Origin of the sequence: Agarilytica rhodophyticola, assembly GCF_002157225.2 — a bacterium.
GTDB lineage: Bacteria > Pseudomonadota > Gammaproteobacteria > Pseudomonadales > Cellvibrionaceae > Agarilytica > Agarilytica rhodophyticola.
The window spans coordinates 4,548,562-4,565,184 of record NZ_CP020038.1 but is presented as its reverse complement, the minus strand read 5'-3'; the positions used below and the strand labels follow the sequence as shown (position 1 = coordinate 4,565,184).

The 16,623-nt window shown below is 48.5% G+C and carries 15 protein-coding genes; all 15 read left to right on the top strand.

Annotated features, from left to right (window positions below; genetic code table 11):
• The first annotated feature begins 83 nt into the window (after window positions 1–83).
• The 15 genes from BVC89_RS19050 (at window position 84) to BVC89_RS18980 (ending at window position 16,445) form a co-directional block, all read left to right on the top strand.
• Window positions 84–7,544 (top strand): RHS repeat-associated core domain-containing protein, encoded by a 7,461-nt coding sequence (locus BVC89_RS19050; RefSeq protein WP_158658031.1) that lies wholly within the window; start codon window positions 84–86, stop codon window positions 7,542–7,544.
• A gap of 4 nt (window positions 7,545–7,548) precedes the next feature.
• A complete protein-coding gene (locus BVC89_RS19045; protein WP_086932717.1) occupies window positions 7,549–7,947 on the top strand; it encodes a hypothetical protein in 399 nt (132 codons plus the stop codon).
• Between the two features lie 13 nt (window positions 7,948–7,960).
• Window positions 7,961–8,185 (top strand): hypothetical protein, encoded by a 225-nt coding sequence (locus BVC89_RS19040; protein WP_086932716.1) that lies wholly within the window; start codon window positions 7,961–7,963, stop codon window positions 8,183–8,185.
• A gap of 302 nt (window positions 8,186–8,487) precedes the next feature.
• Window positions 8,488–8,727: an RHS repeat domain-containing protein gene (locus BVC89_RS30760; protein WP_086934677.1), complete on the top strand. Its 240-nt coding sequence runs from the start codon at window positions 8,488–8,490 to the stop codon at window positions 8,725–8,727.
• Window positions 8,618–9,850: a polymorphic toxin-type HINT domain-containing protein gene (locus BVC89_RS19030; RefSeq protein WP_425428398.1), complete on the top strand. Its 1,233-nt coding sequence runs from the start codon at window positions 8,618–8,620 to the stop codon at window positions 9,848–9,850. The genes BVC89_RS30760 and BVC89_RS19030 overlap by 110 nt, the downstream gene beginning before the upstream one ends.
• A gap of 3 nt (window positions 9,851–9,853) precedes the next feature.
• Window positions 9,854–10,183, top strand: a complete 330-nt coding sequence (locus BVC89_RS19025) for a hypothetical protein (RefSeq protein ID WP_086932714.1) — start codon at window positions 9,854–9,856, stop codon at window positions 10,181–10,183.
• Between the two features lie 238 nt (window positions 10,184–10,421).
• Window positions 10,422–11,483, top strand: a complete 1,062-nt coding sequence (locus BVC89_RS19020) for an RHS repeat-associated core domain-containing protein (RefSeq protein WP_086932713.1) — start codon at window positions 10,422–10,424, stop codon at window positions 11,481–11,483.
• Window positions 11,480–11,704: a hypothetical protein gene (locus tag BVC89_RS19015; protein WP_086932712.1), complete on the top strand. Its 225-nt coding sequence runs from the start codon at window positions 11,480–11,482 to the stop codon at window positions 11,702–11,704. The genes BVC89_RS19020 and BVC89_RS19015 overlap by 4 nt, the downstream gene beginning before the upstream one ends.
• A 280-nt stretch (window positions 11,705–11,984) precedes the next feature.
• Window positions 11,985–13,016, top strand: a complete 1,032-nt coding sequence (locus tag BVC89_RS19010) for an RHS repeat-associated core domain-containing protein (protein ID WP_086932711.1) — start codon at window positions 11,985–11,987, stop codon at window positions 13,014–13,016.
• Window positions 13,017–13,018: 2 nt separating this feature from the next.
• Entirely contained in the window at window positions 13,019–13,345 is a 327-nt protein-coding gene (locus BVC89_RS19005) for a hypothetical protein (RefSeq protein WP_086932710.1), read from the top strand.
• A 308-nt stretch (window positions 13,346–13,653) separates the two neighbouring features.
• Window positions 13,654–14,433, top strand: a complete 780-nt coding sequence (locus BVC89_RS19000; RefSeq protein ID WP_086932709.1) for a polymorphic toxin-type HINT domain-containing protein — start codon at window positions 13,654–13,656, stop codon at window positions 14,431–14,433.
• Window positions 14,433–14,774: a hypothetical protein gene (locus BVC89_RS18995; protein ID WP_086932708.1), complete on the top strand. Its 342-nt coding sequence runs from the start codon at window positions 14,433–14,435 to the stop codon at window positions 14,772–14,774. Before BVC89_RS19000 ends, BVC89_RS18995 begins: the two co-directional genes overlap by 1 nt.
• Before the next feature lie 263 nt (window positions 14,775–15,037).
• Complete coding sequence (locus BVC89_RS18990) at window positions 15,038–15,736, top strand: RHS repeat-associated core domain-containing protein (RefSeq protein WP_086932707.1); 699 nt, start codon at window positions 15,038–15,040, stop codon at window positions 15,734–15,736.
• Window positions 15,737–15,825: 89 nt separating this feature from the next.
• Complete coding sequence (locus BVC89_RS18985; RefSeq protein WP_086932706.1) at window positions 15,826–16,092, top strand: hypothetical protein; 267 nt, start codon at window positions 15,826–15,828, stop codon at window positions 16,090–16,092.
• Window positions 16,093–16,118: 26 nt separating this feature from the next.
• Window positions 16,119–16,445: a hypothetical protein gene (locus tag BVC89_RS18980; RefSeq protein ID WP_086932705.1), complete on the top strand. Its 327-nt coding sequence runs from the start codon at window positions 16,119–16,121 to the stop codon at window positions 16,443–16,445.
• The last annotated feature ends 178 nt before the right edge of the window (window positions 16,446–16,623 follow it).

Genomic DNA, 16,623 nt, shown 5'->3' with positions numbered 1-16,623 from the left:
CCGGGACATACCAGCATCGCGTGAGAGCGTGTCGTACTGTAGGGAGCTATGAGCGTTGCTCCGCGTGGCGTACAGGTGCTGATGTGGCGGTTGTACGCCCCGCTGCGATTCCGCCGCTGTCCGTGGCGGCGGATGATGCCGACGGCACGTATGAGGTGTCGTGGGGAAGCGTGCCGCATGCCTCTCGCTATACCTTGCAAGAAAGCCTCACTGGCGCAAGCTGGACAACGGTTCAAGATACGGGGCAAACGCACATAAGTTATCGCGGCAAAAGTAACCGGTCTTACTATTACCGTGTGCGGGCGTGCAATGGGCTGGGCTGTACCGCTTTTTCCGGTACTCGCCGTATCGATGTGGCGCGTGCGCCGGGAGTGCCGGAGTCTATTTCAGTCCCCACCCTCCACGGCAGCGGCGATTTTACGGTCTCGTGGGGGGAGGCCAGTGGGGATCTTTCCTTCTACGATCTCGACCAACACCCCAGCACCAACATTTACGATGGCAGTAATCGAAGCCACCCAATTAATGGTAAGGGGGTCGGCCAATACCGCTACCAAGTGCGTGCGTGTAAAACCGTGGGTAGTTACACCCACTGTTCCGGCTGGCGGGTATCGGATACCGTGACGTTGGCGATCCCTGCGACACCGGTATTGTCCGCGCCGTCGCATGACGAGGATGGCAACTATCGCCTCTCGTGGTCACCGGTGAGTAATAGCACGCACTACGTTTTTGAAGAGCGCGTGGGCTTGGGCGCCTGGGCGCCTGTGACGTCGGTGACGGGCACGAGGTATGACGCGGTGAACAAGGCGTTTAACGTTTATCAGTATCGCGTGCGTGCGTGTAATGCGCTGGGGTGCAGCGCGGATACGGTTCGCGATGTTGTGGTGAGTCCTGAGGTCCCGGCGTGGGCGCAGTCACTGACTGCCCCGGTAGCGGATCATGTTCCCACGGCGTTCACGTTGCATGATCATGATGCGTCTGTGGGGGCGATTGCCGGTAACGGCGGCGTTTCGGGCGGACAGGCATCCTACTCGATGCCGGTATCCCTGCCGCCGGGGCGCGCGGGGATGCAACCGAGTGTGGCGATTCAGTATTCGAGCCAAGGGGGCAACAGTGCGTTAGGGATGGGCTTTTCATTGTCGGCTACCTCGTCGATAGGGCGCTGTGGCGCGACGATTATCCACGATGGCATCCGCCGTGCGGTGACCTACGATGCGTCGCACGATCGCCTGTGCTTCAATGGCCAGCGTCTGCTGGTGGAGAATGGGGTTGCCTACGGTCGCGATGGCGCGGTGTATCGCACTGAACTCGATAGTTTTTCCCGCATCACCCAGCACGGCGATATCAACGGTGCGACGACCCGTTTTACGGTTGAACTTAAGAATGGTCGGATACAGTTTTACGGCGCCAGTGCTGACAGCCGAGTGGTGCCTGCTGGCGCGCCCGTGCCCCAACGTTGGTTGCTCAGCCGCGAGGAAGATCGCACGCAAAACCGTAATTTTATCCACTATGCGTATCAGGATTACGGGCATGGCGAAGTACTGTTGCAACGCATTCGCTATACCGGCCGGGGCGATACAGACGGTGATCGTCAAGTGGTGTTTGACTACGAAGAGCGTCCGGATGTGACCTCCTCGTACCAGGCCGGTGGCTTACAAGCGCAAACCCAACGTTTGCGCAGTTTGAGTACCTATTATCAGCAGCAGACCGTGAAGACACTGCACTTTACCTATAAATCCAGCGTTTCCTCGCAGCGTTCCTTGCTGGCGAAGGTGGAGGAATGCGGCTACAACCGTGATGGTGCTCGCCACTGCTTAGCGCCGACCCGCTTTAGCTGGTTAGATCGCGCCCATGACTACGTGTTGGAGCCTTTAGGGTATAAAGCCGACGCGAGCAGTGCGATTACGCCCGTGTCCACGGCCACGCGGGTGCAACCGCTGCTGCCCCGTGGCGATAGCGATGGCGACGGCACCCCGAACTGGCCGAACTGGTACATCGATGCGGAAGGCGTGGGTGGCACGGCGCCGGCCTTAGCGTCCACCTGTCACCGCAGCAGTATAGGGTTGAAGTACCAGTGTATGACTGCGGATTTTAATTTAGATGGCTTATCCGATAGCTGGGCGTGGAACAGTGCAGGCGCCCTGACGCTGACCTTGGCGAGCCACAACGGCAGCGGGACGACCATCACCACACGACTGACGGCGGCGCGTGAACGTTCGATAGATATGATGGCGGATTTTAACGGCGATAACTGGCCGGATATCCTCTACTCCGAAGACCCAGATGATGCCGTTGGGAGTGGGCCTGTTAGGGTGTATTTGGCACTGCATTCGGGCAATCCGAACGCTCCCTATCCGACCCAACAATGGGTGCTCGATCATGGGCAAGAGCAGCTGTCGCCCCTGCAATATACCAGTGTGACCAGTAGCAGTGTGCTGGGAGATATGGATGGTAACGGTATGCCCGATATTGTGGTGTACAACAATCAGCTACCGGTGGTTGCCCATGGTTGGCAGGAGAACCAGCACCCGATTCCCGAAAAAATCCTTTTTAGTGAAGTCGATAGTGCGGGCAACGTAAGCTTTGTTGAGCACGATATCCGCGCGCACTTAGCATTGGTGCCTGGTTATGGCGCCAACGATGTGAACACCTATTTTTTCCACACTTTTTTAGATGTCAACGGCGATGGCTTGTCGGACTGGTTGAGTTGGGCGGGCAATAGCCGTCGTTTGTGGTTGAGTATCAACCGTGGGGGACGCCAGTTCGCACCGTGGCAAGATCTCGGGGATGATGCCTTACTGCCTGCGCGAAGCAGTCTTTATAATCTCGTACGCACGGATGAAGCGGAGCAGGGGAATGTGTTTTACCCGCGCTACGGCCATGCCCTGATGCCGCACGATATTGACGCCGATGGGCGTATGGAGTTATTAACGCCCGATGCGCTCTTGGCGCCGATTTGTGTGCGTTATCGGCATCGCCATGGCGAACAATTTGTGTGTGGTGAAGATATCTATGATCCGATTAATGCGCCCGATGGTGTTGGTCAACACACCTTTAGCGTGGCCGCGGTGGATGATAATGTATTTCGCTATGCGGCCTTACGTTTTGAAGAGACGGCGCCTGGGCGTTACCGCATGGTTAAAACGCCGACGGGGATTGTGGCGTCGGCCTCGCAAAAGTCCGGGCTCGATGCGTTTGGCAATGGACTGAGCGATGTGGTGTTCACGCTGGGGGCGCGTTTTGGTAGCAGCTATTTTGAGCGTCAGCAAGGAGTCACGGCGGGTCTATCCACGGGGGCATACATCAACCGCAACCGTGGCGCGGCGACTGACGGCGACCGCTATCAACCAAGTGATATGCTCAGTGGCGTGGTCAATGGTGTGGGCGAACGCCATGACTGGGTGTATCGGCCGATGGCCTCGCGCGATAGCCGCTACCACAGCCAGGGAGAACCATTCTACAGCCCCGACTTTGATTATCTTGATGGCTTAAGTGCGTCAGCACAGCAGGCACATCTGCACTTTACCTCCAGCATGTATGTGGTGGCCGAACACCGCCGGAGTAACGGCCTTGGCGAGCAGATGAATGCCATGCGTTATCGCTATAAAGGCGCCATGCTCAACCGTGAAGGGCGTGGCTTTCAAGGCTTTCGCAGCATTATAGTAGACGACCTTGCCCAGGGCTTACGCCGCCGTGACGACTATCACCAGGTGTTTCCCTTGGCCGGTCGTCACTACCGGACACGGCAGTGGGCGATCACCGATGCTGCGAATGATTCGGCGTTAGATCGTGTGAGCGCGCTGACGGAAACCAGCTATCAATGGGTTTTCTGGCCAAATAGTGCCAAAGATGGCGTCCATCACACCACAGTGGACGCGCCCACCGATAGCTGGACATTGCCCCGCCATCAGCGCGTATTTGTCGGTCTCAGTGGCGAGACTCGTATTGAGCGCACCCTCGACGCTGCCAGCCGCACGGAACGCTTCCGCCAGACCTCCACCCGCGACTTTGATGTGTGGGGTAACCCGCTGAAGATCACCACCAGCTACCAAGAACCTGGGGGGCAACACGTGATTACCAGTGAGATCAGCACCACCTACCGTGCAGATGAAAGCACGTGGTGGTTAACCCGAATGGATGCTCAGGTCACCACCCGTTTGCCAATTGTGAGCCGTGTCCATGCCACGGCCAGCGCCTCAGTGGCGGCCAATGATCCGCAGCATCAAGTGACGGTGACCTATCGCGAGTGGGACGCCCAGGCGCGGCAACCCGGCCGTGTGAGCACCGAGCCGAGCACAGGCAAAGCGGTGACGGTGACCACGGCCTACAACAACGACGGCCTGCCCACCAGCGTGACCACCAGCAGTGCAGGTGAAACGGATCGCCGTGTGAGCACCACCTACAGTGAGGATGGCTACTTCCCGCGCACTGTGACCAATGCCTTAGGGCACACGGTGGAAACTCATACCGATGCACGCTTTGGTACGCCGCTCTGGGTCGCCGATGCGAACGGCCAGCGAACGAGTACCCAATACGATGTGTTTGGGCGTGCGACGGCGACCACGGTGGATGGTATTACCCCCCCGGCGTTGACCAGCTTGCAATGGTGTACTTCGTGCGGTGTTGCCAACGCGCAATTTAGAATCATTCGAGAACAAGAAGGCCGCCCCCGGCAGTTTGTCTACGTGGATACACTGGGGCGTACGGTGCGTACAGAAACCGAAGCCCTCGATGGCACGGGGAGGATTGTGCAGGTTCGCCAATACAATGCGCGCGGGCTGATGACATTTGATTCCGTACCGGCGTTTGACCGTGCCTCTGACTCGGGGACACGGTATGAGGACTTTGATCTGTTGGGTCGCCCGGGGCATAAAACCGTGAGCCAAACCGATGGCCAACAGCTCGATGTTCGCTACCGTTACGAACAAGGGGCGCGTCACTTTACCACCGAGCTGGTGGCCAATGGTCTGTCCATGAGCCGAACCCACAATGGTTTGGGTCAGCTGATTGAAACGGTGGATGCGAACAACGGGGTCACCGCCTACGCCTACGACAGCAGCGGCAATCCGATAGTAATGCAAGATGCCAATGGCAACGCCATCACCGCCAGTTACAACGCTCTGGGGCAAAAGCTCTGGGTCGACGATCCCAATATGGGGCGCAAAACCTTTGCCTACACCGGCTTTGGTGAAGTCCACCGCGAGACCGATGCCAACAACGACGTCCGCGAATACCGCTACGATGTCTTGGGGCGTCAAACCAAACGCTTCGTCAATGGCACTGAAGAAGCCAGCTGGAGTTACGATAGTGCTGCCAATGGCTTGGGCTTATTGGCTGGCGAGTCTCGCAGCAATGCGGCCTTTAGCAAAAGCTACCGCTACGACAGCTTAAGTCGTCTCGATCAAGTGACCACCACTATCGACGGCGAAGCCTTTGTGACAGCGACCCAGTACGACGGTTACTTTGGTCGGGTTAAAGGCATGCAATACCCCACAGGTCTGACCGTGGCCTATGGCTACAATGATCGCGGCTATCAGACCACGGTCAGTAATGCGGCGACGAACTATGTTTACCGCGAAACTAGTAACACCGATGCCTACGGCCAATGGCAGCAGGCGCAGTTGGGCATGGGCACCGCTTCAGTAACCCGTCACTACTATGGGGAAACCGGCCAATTCCAAGACTTCGAAGTGCGCAATGCGACCGGTCTCTTGCACGAGCAGGACTACGAGACCTACGACAGCTTTGGCAACTTGACCAGAACCAGCGTCAATGTGCCGAGCCTCAGTCCCGCCCGCGCCCAGGAAGATTATGTTTACGATAATCTCCACCGGCTCGATCGTTATACCCGCAGTGAAGGGGCGACTGTGGCTTATGCGGTGGATTACGAGTATGACGCGGTGGGTAATCTCACCCTGAAAGATGACTACGCCAATGTCTACCACTACACCGGCCCGAAACCCAATGCGGTAAATAAAGTGGACCTGACAAGCGGTGGCAGTGTCACCTTTGGCTACGATAACAACGGCAACCGCACCCATGAAAACGGTGTGGAAACCCTGCGTTACAACAGCTACAACAAACCCACACGGGTTACCCGCCACGGCACCCGCCTAGACTTCTTCTACGGCGTTGACGATATGCGTTACAAGCAGGTGAACGTCACCCAAAACACCACCACGGTGTATGTGGACAAACTGTTCGAAAAAATTACCGAAGGGAATACGGTGAAGCATCGCATTTTTATCGACGATATCGCCGTCCTCACCACCGAGCTAAGCAACGGCGTGGCCAGTAACTACCAAATTGGCTTCACCCACCGCGACCGTTTAGGCTCAGGAGTGGTGATCACCGATCACTTGGGCGTATTAAAAGAAACCCACAGCTTCGACCCCTTCGGCAAACCCAAAGCCGGCAACCTCCAAGTGAAATCGCTTGCTATCTTGGACAGCCACCTCACCACCAGAGGGTTTACGGATCATGAACATTTAGATGATGTGCAGTTGATTCATATGAACGGGCGGGGGTACGATTATAATCTTGGACGGTTCTTGAGTGTTGACCCGATTATCCAGGCGCCGGGGAACAGCCAAAGCCTGAACCCGTACTCCTATATTATGAACAACCCGTTGAGTGGGACAGATCCTACGGGATATTGCTCTGCTAGTCGTTTACAAGGCGCCTGCGATAACACGCCTTCGGTATGGGGCGGGAGTGCAGGTAATGGCTTAGGCGCATTAAGCAGCCTCAATAATAGGCCGCAAGTGAACCATCAAGCATTGTCTACGTTTAGTGGTGACGCCGTGATGGACGAGGTGTTAACAAACACGGGCGATGTGGGGAAACTGGCGGATCGGGGGAATGTGGGAAATGCTGCTGGTGTAGATAATGGAAATATTACCGCAGCCAATTCTTCTGTAGCTACGGCAGCGCCAACTAGCGTCACAGGCGGTGTTGTAGAAGAAGTAATTGTTACAGGGGCACGGAGCCTAGGTAAACGGTTAGCATCCACCCCTTGGGGAGCCGTGATAGCTGGTCTTATACTACCGACGCAAATGGCAGGGCCAGAGTCTACTGAGACGAATTCAATGCCCAATATGAGGGGGGCTGAAGGAGGTATGGTATCGTCTGGGTCGCCAGGAGGATTGGAGCCAGATGATGATCCGAATAATAATGATGGAACGTTTTTACGTGACTCCAGAACAATTAAATTCAGTCAAAATAATATTAACGGGTCATTTGATGGTGGAGGAAAAGTAACCGCATTAATCGCTAGGTTACGAAATCAGCCTGGTTATTCAAATCAGATAGAGCCTATAAGGCTTGTGCGTTTCAAAGATCTTCCCTCTGGAGTTAGAGCTAATTTAGCTCGGCAAGGCGTAGGTCGTGATACCGTTTTTACTCTAGATAATAGAAGGCTTTATGCGGCTAGGCTAGCTAGAGTAAATGTCAGGGCAAGGTGGGCAACATCTAGTGACTTATCTGGCATTAACTTAGCCCGAAGATTTTCTACGACTACTGGCGGACGCCTCCCAAAAATAAGGTAATAGTATGAGTGATCAGATAGAAACAATTTCTACACCTCTTGGAATAATTAATGGAAGAGATGCTATTTATTTGGATAAAGTAGAGGAATTATTTTCTCCACATTGTTTATCTTTTAGTGGTGAGTTTAATAGCGCTTTATGTTCTGATACAAATGATGAAGAGAATTTTATAAGTTATCAAATAATCTTTGAAGAGATCTTAATCTTTGACTGTCAGCATCTTGATTATTGTAAGTATGAAGTTGAATTATTATCCAACTTTGACAAGGTAAATTCTTCTTCTTGGATGAAAAGCTTCAATGTGCCCGCTGAATACATCCATTATAGATTTGCTACTTATGACTACCTTTATCAAATTATATCTAAAAGATACAAACTAATATTGGAAGAATCAGGGAAATAAGTGATGAATATAATTGAAAATTATTGAAGAGAAAGATGGTGATCTAGGTGACTTATCTGGTGTTCAGTTTGATTCTGATATCAGAGGAGGGTATGCCTACTTTTGGAGTTCTGGATTTATAGATTTTCAATTAGTTGACTATATAAAGGAAGTTGAGCTTGTTGAATATACAACTATAGAAGTTGGTGAAAAGTCATACCAAGAGATTTTTGGTACTCTTATTAGGCATTTAAAATAAGTATAACGGGGGCAGGATGTGCCATGTGTTAAACATGTTAAGTAATTGGCGAGGCTAAACTTTACCAATTGAGCAACTATTACTCACTGGCTACCGTTGATAGGTCTCCACGTGTTCTGGTGGGCAGTGGGTTAGTTTTTTAATCTACCGTTGGGCGTTATTAAATTAATATTGTGGCCTCTGCTAGGGCACCGCTCCTGCTAGGTTTTTAAATTGCTATCGTGGCTGCCTTTAGTCGCACTGCTCTCGGGCGTCCTGCCCTTCGCAGTACTGCTTCCGTGGATATCGTGCAGTTGATTCACATGAACGGGCGGGGGTACGATTATAATCTTGGACGGTTCTTGAGTGTTGACCCGATTATCCAGGCGCCGGGGAACAGCCAAAGCCTGAACCCGTACTCCTATATTATGAACAACCCGTTGAGTGGGACAGATCCGACGGGATACTGCTCTGCTAGTCGTTTACAATGCGCCTGCGATAACACGCCTTCGGTATGGGGGGAGTGCAGGCAATGGCCTAGGCGTATTAAGCAGCCTCAATAATAGGCCGCAAGTGAACCATCAAGCATTGTCTACGTTGAGTGGTGACGCCGTGATGGACGAGGTGTTAACAAACAAGTGGTTTCAGGACATCCCTGTTTTAGAGGGACTTATTACAGGGCTAGGTGATCAAGCGTCTTTATTTTTACCGAAGCAAGGCGGCCTTAACGTTAACCCTTTCACTCATGAATTACTCAGTGAGCTTAGGGTTCAAGATGCTAAGTTTTTCACGTTTACCGATATAGGATCGCTAGGGTTTGGTGCAGGGTTAAAATCATTACAGTCGTTTATTGTGAGTTTGTGTTTTGTTGAAGGAACACTGGTGCATACTCAAGATGGTCTCAAACCCATTGAAGATATTAATGTTGGTGACCTGGTAGCATCGAAAAACGATATCACAGGTGAAACTGACTGGAAGCGCGTTTCGCAGCTGTTTATCAATCACGACAAAACCGTTTTTGATGTGACAGTTACCACCGACGATGATCAGCAAGAAGTCCTTGGCGCTACTCACGAACATCCATTTTGGATTGAAGGCAAAGGCTGGGTTAAAGCAGGTGAACTTGTCGCGGGTGATCGTGTGCATTTACGTGATGGCCAGTTAGCCTCGATCAGCTCGATAAAAGCGAGGGAAGGACAACACACAACCTACAACTTTGAAGTTGAAGATTTTCATACGTATTTTGTAGGTGAGCAGGGGGTTTGGGTTCATAATACTTGTCTACCTAAAGGTGGTTTTAAGAGTATTGAAGAATTCTCCTCTTTCGGGGAAACATTAAACTCTGGTTTAGCAAAAATTGGGTTTAGTAATGTAAAAGCTCTGTTACAAGGCAGTGCTGTAACAGGAAAAAGCTTTCGAACAGGGAAAGCTTTTGACTCGGGTCGTGTTAGTGATTTTGATATCGCACTAGCAGGCAAAGATATTCTTGCCAAAGCTAAATCATCAGGTATTAAGTTAAGGTCAGGAGGAACTAGAACTGGCCCTCTATCACCATCCCAAGTTAAAAAACTTGGCCTTAGTCCATTACAGTCTACTCTTTCAAACTCCGCTGGTCGTCCAGTTAACTTTATGATTTTTGGTGATAGAACGTCAGCTGCTGCTAAAGCACCAAGTATAGGATTCTAGATTATGACATCTAATGTTTATGATATGTATGGCTTTAAATTTGATGATATCAACACTGCTAAATCTTTTATAGACGAAGCTTTAAATATAGAAATGGTGGCTCATGAAAGTGGGTATCATTGTGGTGACTATTTTAGGTTCGGAGACGTTGGTAAAGAGCATTTCATTCTACAGAGAAATTTTGATGATTTTGAACAAGAATGGACAGAAGAAAGCTATTCTAAATATCCGCTATTATTTTATGTAAATGAGACAAAACGTAATGAATCCATATCTAAATTACTGTTGTTAAATGAAAGAGTATCTTTGTTAAAGCATGAGATTATCGATTAAGCTAATTATTTAGTAACATAACGGGGGCATGACATGCCATGAGCTAAACATGTTAAGTGGCGTTGGCAAGCTTGAACTTTCGTCACTGCGTTCCTCTAGGCAGTGTTGCGCTTCGCTGCACACTGCTTGCTGATCGTTGTTAAGCTAGTCTGTTGTTATTAAATTTGTGGATTCTGGGCTAGGGGTTAAAGCTGTGGCCTCTGATATCTCCGTATTCTCTAGCGCGTGGTGATGTTCAATGGACATCGTGCAGCTGATTCATATGAATGGGCGGGGGTACGATTACAACGTGGGCAGGTTCCTCTCCGTTGATCCGATCATCCAGGCGCCGGGGAACAGCCAAAGCCTGAACCCGTACTCCTATATTATGAACAACCCGTTGAGTGGGACAGATCCGACGGGATACTGCTCTGCTAGTCGTTTACAAGGCGCCTGCGATAACACGCCTTCGGTATGGGGCGGGAGTGCAGGTAATGGCTTAGGCGCATTAAGCAGCCTCAATAATAGGCCACAAGTGAACCATCAAGCATTGTCTATGTTGAGTGGTGATGCCGTGATGGACGAGGTGTTAACAAATACGGGCGATGTGGGGAAACTGGCGGATCGGGGGAATGTGGATTGCCCCAACTGCCACGGAGGTGATTTTGTTGCCCCAGAATTTGTGACGCCGGAACTAAGAGCCGCAACGACACAGTTTTATCAGAATTTAGGTGAGGATACAGTATTTTTACTCTTGGCTTCTCCCTATCATTTGATAACCGGGGAGTACTTCTTTATAGGGGAGGATGCGTCACGATTATTTGGTACGCTAGGGGCCTTGCCGCTTGCAGGGTTTGCGGCTAAAAATGTGGGGCGTGTTGGTAGGTCAGTGAGCCTTTCAAATAAAGTTGAATCATTTTCTACAAGCGCCGCATTTAGTGGAAATCTTTATCCAGATGAAAAAATTATACAGCTTGTTCAGTATTTAGATAAACGAGGTGTTTCTGTAATGGAAACTAGAGGAAACCCGAGTTTTACTGGTAATTGGAATGGTACGGGGGTTATGAGATTGCCTGAAACTCCTACTGAATTGCAAGTGAAACATGAATTGTCACATTTTTTAGATTTTAGAAATCACATCAAACAAGCCTCTAGTGTCAGAGAAGGTGTCCAGAACTTTGTAGACATGGGTAGATTAGGACGAGAACAGGCAGTTCTTGATCGTTTGATGAATAACAGGGTTTGGAATCGGTTAAATGATGCGGAGCGTTCATTCTCCATAAATTATGTTGAGCGTTTAAAGGTGGAAGCTGGGCAATGACTGAATTAGATATTATTAATCTAGCTAAAGAATTCTTAACTAGCCGAAGTATAGGGTTTGTATCTCCAAGTACTATAGGCCGAGAGTATAAGGGAAAAGTGGAAGTTATTTTTCCTGTTCCAGAAACACTTGATCCCAATGTTGCGGTTGTCGATCCACCTGATGTTCGAGTGTTGGTGAATCTAGAAAATCAAACAGTGGAACTTATAGATCAAATGTGAACAAAAGAATAGCGAGGGCAGGAGGTGCCATGTGCTCAACATGTTAAGTGACACTAGCTAGGTTGAGCTTCCATAGGTGCGTTGCGCTCCCTTTGTTTTTTACGCCGTTTGCTGATAGCTCTTATATTCATCAACGTGGCGTGTTATTGCTTTTGCCTAGAGCCCAAACCTAGATTGTTTGTTGCTTTATAAATATCGTCGGGCGTTTTCAAATTAATATAATGGCCTCTGGTAGAGCACTGCTCCTGCGTGTCCTTGCGCTCGCGGTACTCGTTCATCCATGGATATCGTGCAGTTGATTCATATGAATGGGCAGGGGTACGATTATAATCTTGGACGGTTCTTGAGTGTTGACCCGATCATCCAGGCGCCGGGGAACAGCCAAAGCCTGAACCCGTACTCCTATATTATGAACAACCCGTTGAGTGGGACAGATCCGACGGGATACTGCTCTGCTAGTCGTTTACAAGGCGCCTGCGATAACACGCCTTCGGTATGGGGCGGGAGTGCAGGCAATGGCTTGGGCGCATTAAGCAGCCTCAATAATAGGCCACAAGTGAACCATCAAGCATTGTCTACGTTTAGCGGTGATGCCGTGATGGACGAGGTGTTAACAAACACGGGCGATGTGGGGAAACTGGCGGATCGGGGGAATGTGGAAGCTAGTTGGCTGAAAGAAACCTCTGAGAGTTTAGGGAGCGGAGGTATTGTTGTTCTTGGGCAGTTAGCTTCTAATGGAGATGTTGGTGCGTCGGAAATATTAAAAGCTGCAAAAACAGAAGCCAAGTTTAAGATTATGATTGAAAGTGCAGAGAGAAAAGGTTGGGATATTGCTGCAGCTGTTACAGAACACTTTTTAAACGGAGGAGGTGAGGCGTTTGAAATAGATTCTGATTGGCTAAAGAAACAACCTGGCGTTCGATCCGCCCTGGATCGAAATATAGAGCGTTTCTACAATCAACTCGGTGATTCAATTAAAAACCTCAGGAACGGGGAAAGTGTAACCATTTCAGATTACTGGGATGCTTTAGTTGAAGGCTCCGCAGGCTCAGAATTATTTTTTGCAAGTGGAGACTCCACTCTTACTTCAGCGGGGAATTTCGAAATAAGCAAGACTAAAACCGGTGAAACGTCAGTTAATGGTGTAATCAGGCATATATGGAAAGATAGATATGATTGGCATAGTGGGGTTGTAACAAAGATACCTTATCTAGGTCGATTTAATGATGGTGATGCAAATATTTTAATTAAAACGGGTAGAGCACATGAGTTTGATATGTTTTCTAATTGGTCTGAAATCTGGAAGGAATAATAATGAATAAATTCATCTTTTTGATTATTTTATGCTTATCTACTAGTTGTTCTTTTGTGATAGCAAAGCCTAAAGAATCTATGTGTCCCTATAGGCCTGCTAAATTTATCGAAAGTAATAATTGGGGTCAATTTGCGATTGGATCTGAAAAGATTAGTGAAGAACATAAACGAGGAGTCATACAGGTTTTCAATTATTATGGCAAAAGTGTGAATGAACGTAATGGCAAACTGTATATTCCATGTGAGATTTTTGGGGATTTAGAACTATTAGTTAATTACACTAAGAAATCCGTAGACAGCAATTGGCTATATAACAGTAAAAAATAAAAATCACGGGGTCAGGACGTGCCATGTGCTAAACATGTTAAGTAGAACTGACGAGCTTGAAGCTCCATCACTGCGTTCCACCTGGCAGTGTTGCGCTTAGCTGCACACCGATTAGGAGAAGTAGCCGCACCGCTGTTTATCATGCCGCCTGTTGATAGTTTCTCTATTCATCAAGGTGGCGCTAATGTCATTTTTTCACTCATGAATTACTCAGTGAGCTTAGGGTTCAAGATGCTAAGTTCTTCACGTTTACCGATATAGGATCGCTAGGGTTTGGTGCAGGGTTAAAATCATTACAGTCGTTTATTGTGAGCTTGTGTTTTGTTGAAGGAACACTGGTACATACTCAAGATGGCCTCAAACCCATCGAAGACATTAACGTTGGTGATCTGGTAGTATCGAAAAACGATATCACAGGCGAAAACGACTGGAAGCGCGTTTCACAGCTGTTTATCAATTACGGCAAAACCGTTTTTGATGTGACAGTTACCACCGACGATGGTCAGCAAGAAGTCCTTGGTGCTACTCACGAACATCCATTTTGGGCTGAAGGCAAAGGCTGGGTTAAAGCAGGTGAACTTGTCGCGGGTGATCGTGTGCATTTACGTGATGGCCAATTAGCGTCGATCAGCTCGGTAAAAACGAGGGAAGGACAACACACGACCTACAACTTTGAAGTTGAAGATTTTCATACGTATTTTGTAGGTGAGCGGGGAGTTTGGGTTCATAATGCGTGTGTGGATGACGTTGGTGAGTTTTTATATCGTGGTGTTCATTCAAAACATCCCGCCTTAGGTTCTGCCAAAAAAGGCGATGTTGTACCAGGAAATATAAATGGTAATGCAACTGCTGATATGCATAATGCTGGTGGACATGCAGCAAATAGTCCTTTTACTTCCTGGACGCGTGATCCAGATATTGCTGTTAGACATGCAAATAAACATGGAAGTGGTGGTGTAGTTCTGCGCGTTCCTCAGGGTGCGCCTCCAAGCGGTGCAAAATGGAACTGGGAATGGTCTCCAGATATTTGGGGGGAGCAAGAAGTGTTGATGCGAGGTGTCCGTTCTGGTGTGGAGGTTTTAAAATAATGCAAAATGTACTTTCAACGATATTAAGTTCTCTTAATTCGTCATCTAATTGGCAATCCGAACTCCGTGAGTTTCTTGAGAGTAACGGTACTAATTTACTAAGTGATGAAGCTGGTAGTTATCTGGTTTCTAGTTTGCTCGCTGATCTAAAAATTCGGCGGGACAGTGCAAGAAACTCAGGGATCAATGTTATTGGTATTAATGAATTAATCTCGTCATTAGATGGTTATGTCGGGAGTGAATTGATTAGAAATTATATTTTCAAAAATAGCGAACAGACAGGGATAGTATATTTAGATGAAAATAAAATTGTTGGGGCTATTTTAGTTTCTTCCGTTTAGGAAAATAAAAGGGTCAGGACGTGCCATGAGCTAAACATGTTAAGTGGCGTTGGCTTGGTTGAGCCTCCGTCACTACGTTCCTGCGGGCAGTGTTGCGCTTCGCTGCACACTGCTTAGGAGAAGTTGCAGCACTGTTGCTTGTCACGCTGCTTGCTAATCGTTGTTAAGCTAGTCTGTTGTTATTGAATTTGTGGGTTCTGGGCTAGGGGTTAAAGCTGGGGCCTCTTGATATCTCCGTATTCTCTAGCGCGTGATGATGTTCAATGGACATCGTGCAGATGATTCATATGAATGGGCGGGGGTACGATTACAACCTGGGCAGGTTCCTCTCCGTTGACCCGATCATCCAGGCGTCGGGGAACAGCCAAAGCCTGAACCCGTACTCCTATATTATGAACAACCCGTTGAGTGGGACAGATCCGACGGGATACTGCTCTGCTAGTCGTTTACAAGGCGCCTGCGATAACACGCCTTCGGTATGGGGCGGGAGTGCAGGCAATGGCTTAGGCGCATTAAGCAGCCTCAATAATAGGCCACAAGTGAACCATCAAGCATTGTCTGCGTTGAGTGGTGACGCGGTGATGGACGAGGTGTTAACAAACACGGGCGATGTGGGGAAACTGGCGGATCGGGGGAATGTGGATTGCCCCAACTGCCACGGAGGTGATTTTGTTGCCCCAGAATTTGTGACGCCGGAACTAAGAGCCGCAACGACACAGTTTTATCAGAATTTAGGTGAGGATACAGTATTTTTACTCTTGGCTTCTCCCTATCATTTGATAACCGGGGAGTACTTCTTTACAGGGGAGGATGCGTCACGATTATTTGGTACGCTAGGGGCCTTGCCGCTTGCAGGGTTTGCGGCTAAAAATGTGGGGCGTGTTGGTAGGTCATTAAAGTTTTCAGACGGTATGCCAGCACATATTGGAGCCGGTAGAAAAAAATGGAGAATCTTTATTTAATCCCGGAGGAGGAAAAAGGAACTGAGTTGGCGGTGTTTGTGCTTTTTTGAATACTATCGAAACCGTTAAGTTACATACAGCAAGTCTTGATGTTGCTGAAAATTGCAGAGCAAACAGGAGCTAGAATAGCTAGCAAAAGGCAAGCTCAATTTTCAACTCTGAATACAGGAAAAGATCGTCAATTTTTGTTGTTTTTGATGGCCCTGATTTTAATAATTCTGGGCACGTTGCTGCTGGTATTGTCAATAAAGGTAATAAGGTTATCTTTGATCCTCAATCAGGAACTACTTTTAAAAATCTATCAGATTTTAGTAGTTCCAAAAGCGGATCATTTACAGCGTTTCCACTTCTTTTAAAATCACAGCAGTAAGGTAAATATTTTATGAAAGAGCCGATGACAGCCATTTTAGAGCAACTAAAATTAAGAGGTAAGATTGATCACGATCAATTAAGTGAGAACTTTGTATATATAGGCCCTTCTAAAATGCTAACAACTGATGTTTGGAAAGAGTTAAGTAAAGATTCTGAAGAGATGCATTTAAATATACTTATGGCTGTTTGCGAAAAGGCATCAGGAGCTATACTCTTTGAGTTTCAAGATGAAATGACAATGCTAACTTGCCGTATGTCTTGGTTCTTAAAGTTTGATGAATCCGGATTACTTTTAGAGTTAGTTGAAACTAAGGAAGCTGTAGAAACAGTGAGATAGAGGAGAAGGAGTCACCTATTAGGCTTTGAGTCAATAAAAAACAAAAAAGAATAACAGCAAAATGATGGTGGCTGGATGTGCTAAACATGTTAATAAGAAGTAACTTTATTTCTACAACTCGCGATGAAAGTAAATTTTGTGCCGGCTTGCCCTTGAATTAGGTGTCGAAAAAGTGTCG

Coding starts and splice junctions, on each gene's coding strand:
- BVC89_RS19020 (WP_086932713.1), top strand. CDS start 10,422: ATGGACATCGTGCAGCTGATTCATATGAATGGGCGGGGGTACGATTAC.
- BVC89_RS19010 (WP_086932711.1), top strand. CDS start 11,985: ATGGATATCGTGCAGTTGATTCATATGAATGGGCAGGGGTACGATTAT.
- BVC89_RS19045 (WP_086932717.1), top strand. CDS start 7,549: ATGAGTGATCAGATAGAAACAATTTCTACACCTCTTGGAATAATTAAT.
- BVC89_RS19005 (WP_086932710.1), top strand. CDS start 13,019: ATGAATAAATTCATCTTTTTGATTATTTTATGCTTATCTACTAGTTGT.
- BVC89_RS19025 (WP_086932714.1), top strand. CDS start 9,854: ATGACATCTAATGTTTATGATATGTATGGCTTTAAATTTGATGATATC.
- BVC89_RS30760 (WP_086934677.1), top strand. CDS start 8,488: ATGAACGGGCGGGGGTACGATTATAATCTTGGACGGTTCTTGAGTGTT.
- BVC89_RS18980 (WP_086932705.1), top strand. CDS start 16,119: ATGAAAGAGCCGATGACAGCCATTTTAGAGCAACTAAAATTAAGAGGT.
- BVC89_RS19015 (WP_086932712.1), top strand. CDS start 11,480: ATGACTGAATTAGATATTATTAATCTAGCTAAAGAATTCTTAACTAGC.
- BVC89_RS18990 (WP_086932707.1), top strand. CDS start 15,038: ATGGACATCGTGCAGATGATTCATATGAATGGGCGGGGGTACGATTAC.
- BVC89_RS18995 (WP_086932708.1), top strand. CDS start 14,433: ATGCAAAATGTACTTTCAACGATATTAAGTTCTCTTAATTCGTCATCT.
- BVC89_RS18985 (WP_086932706.1), top strand. CDS start 15,826: ATGTTGCTGAAAATTGCAGAGCAAACAGGAGCTAGAATAGCTAGCAAA.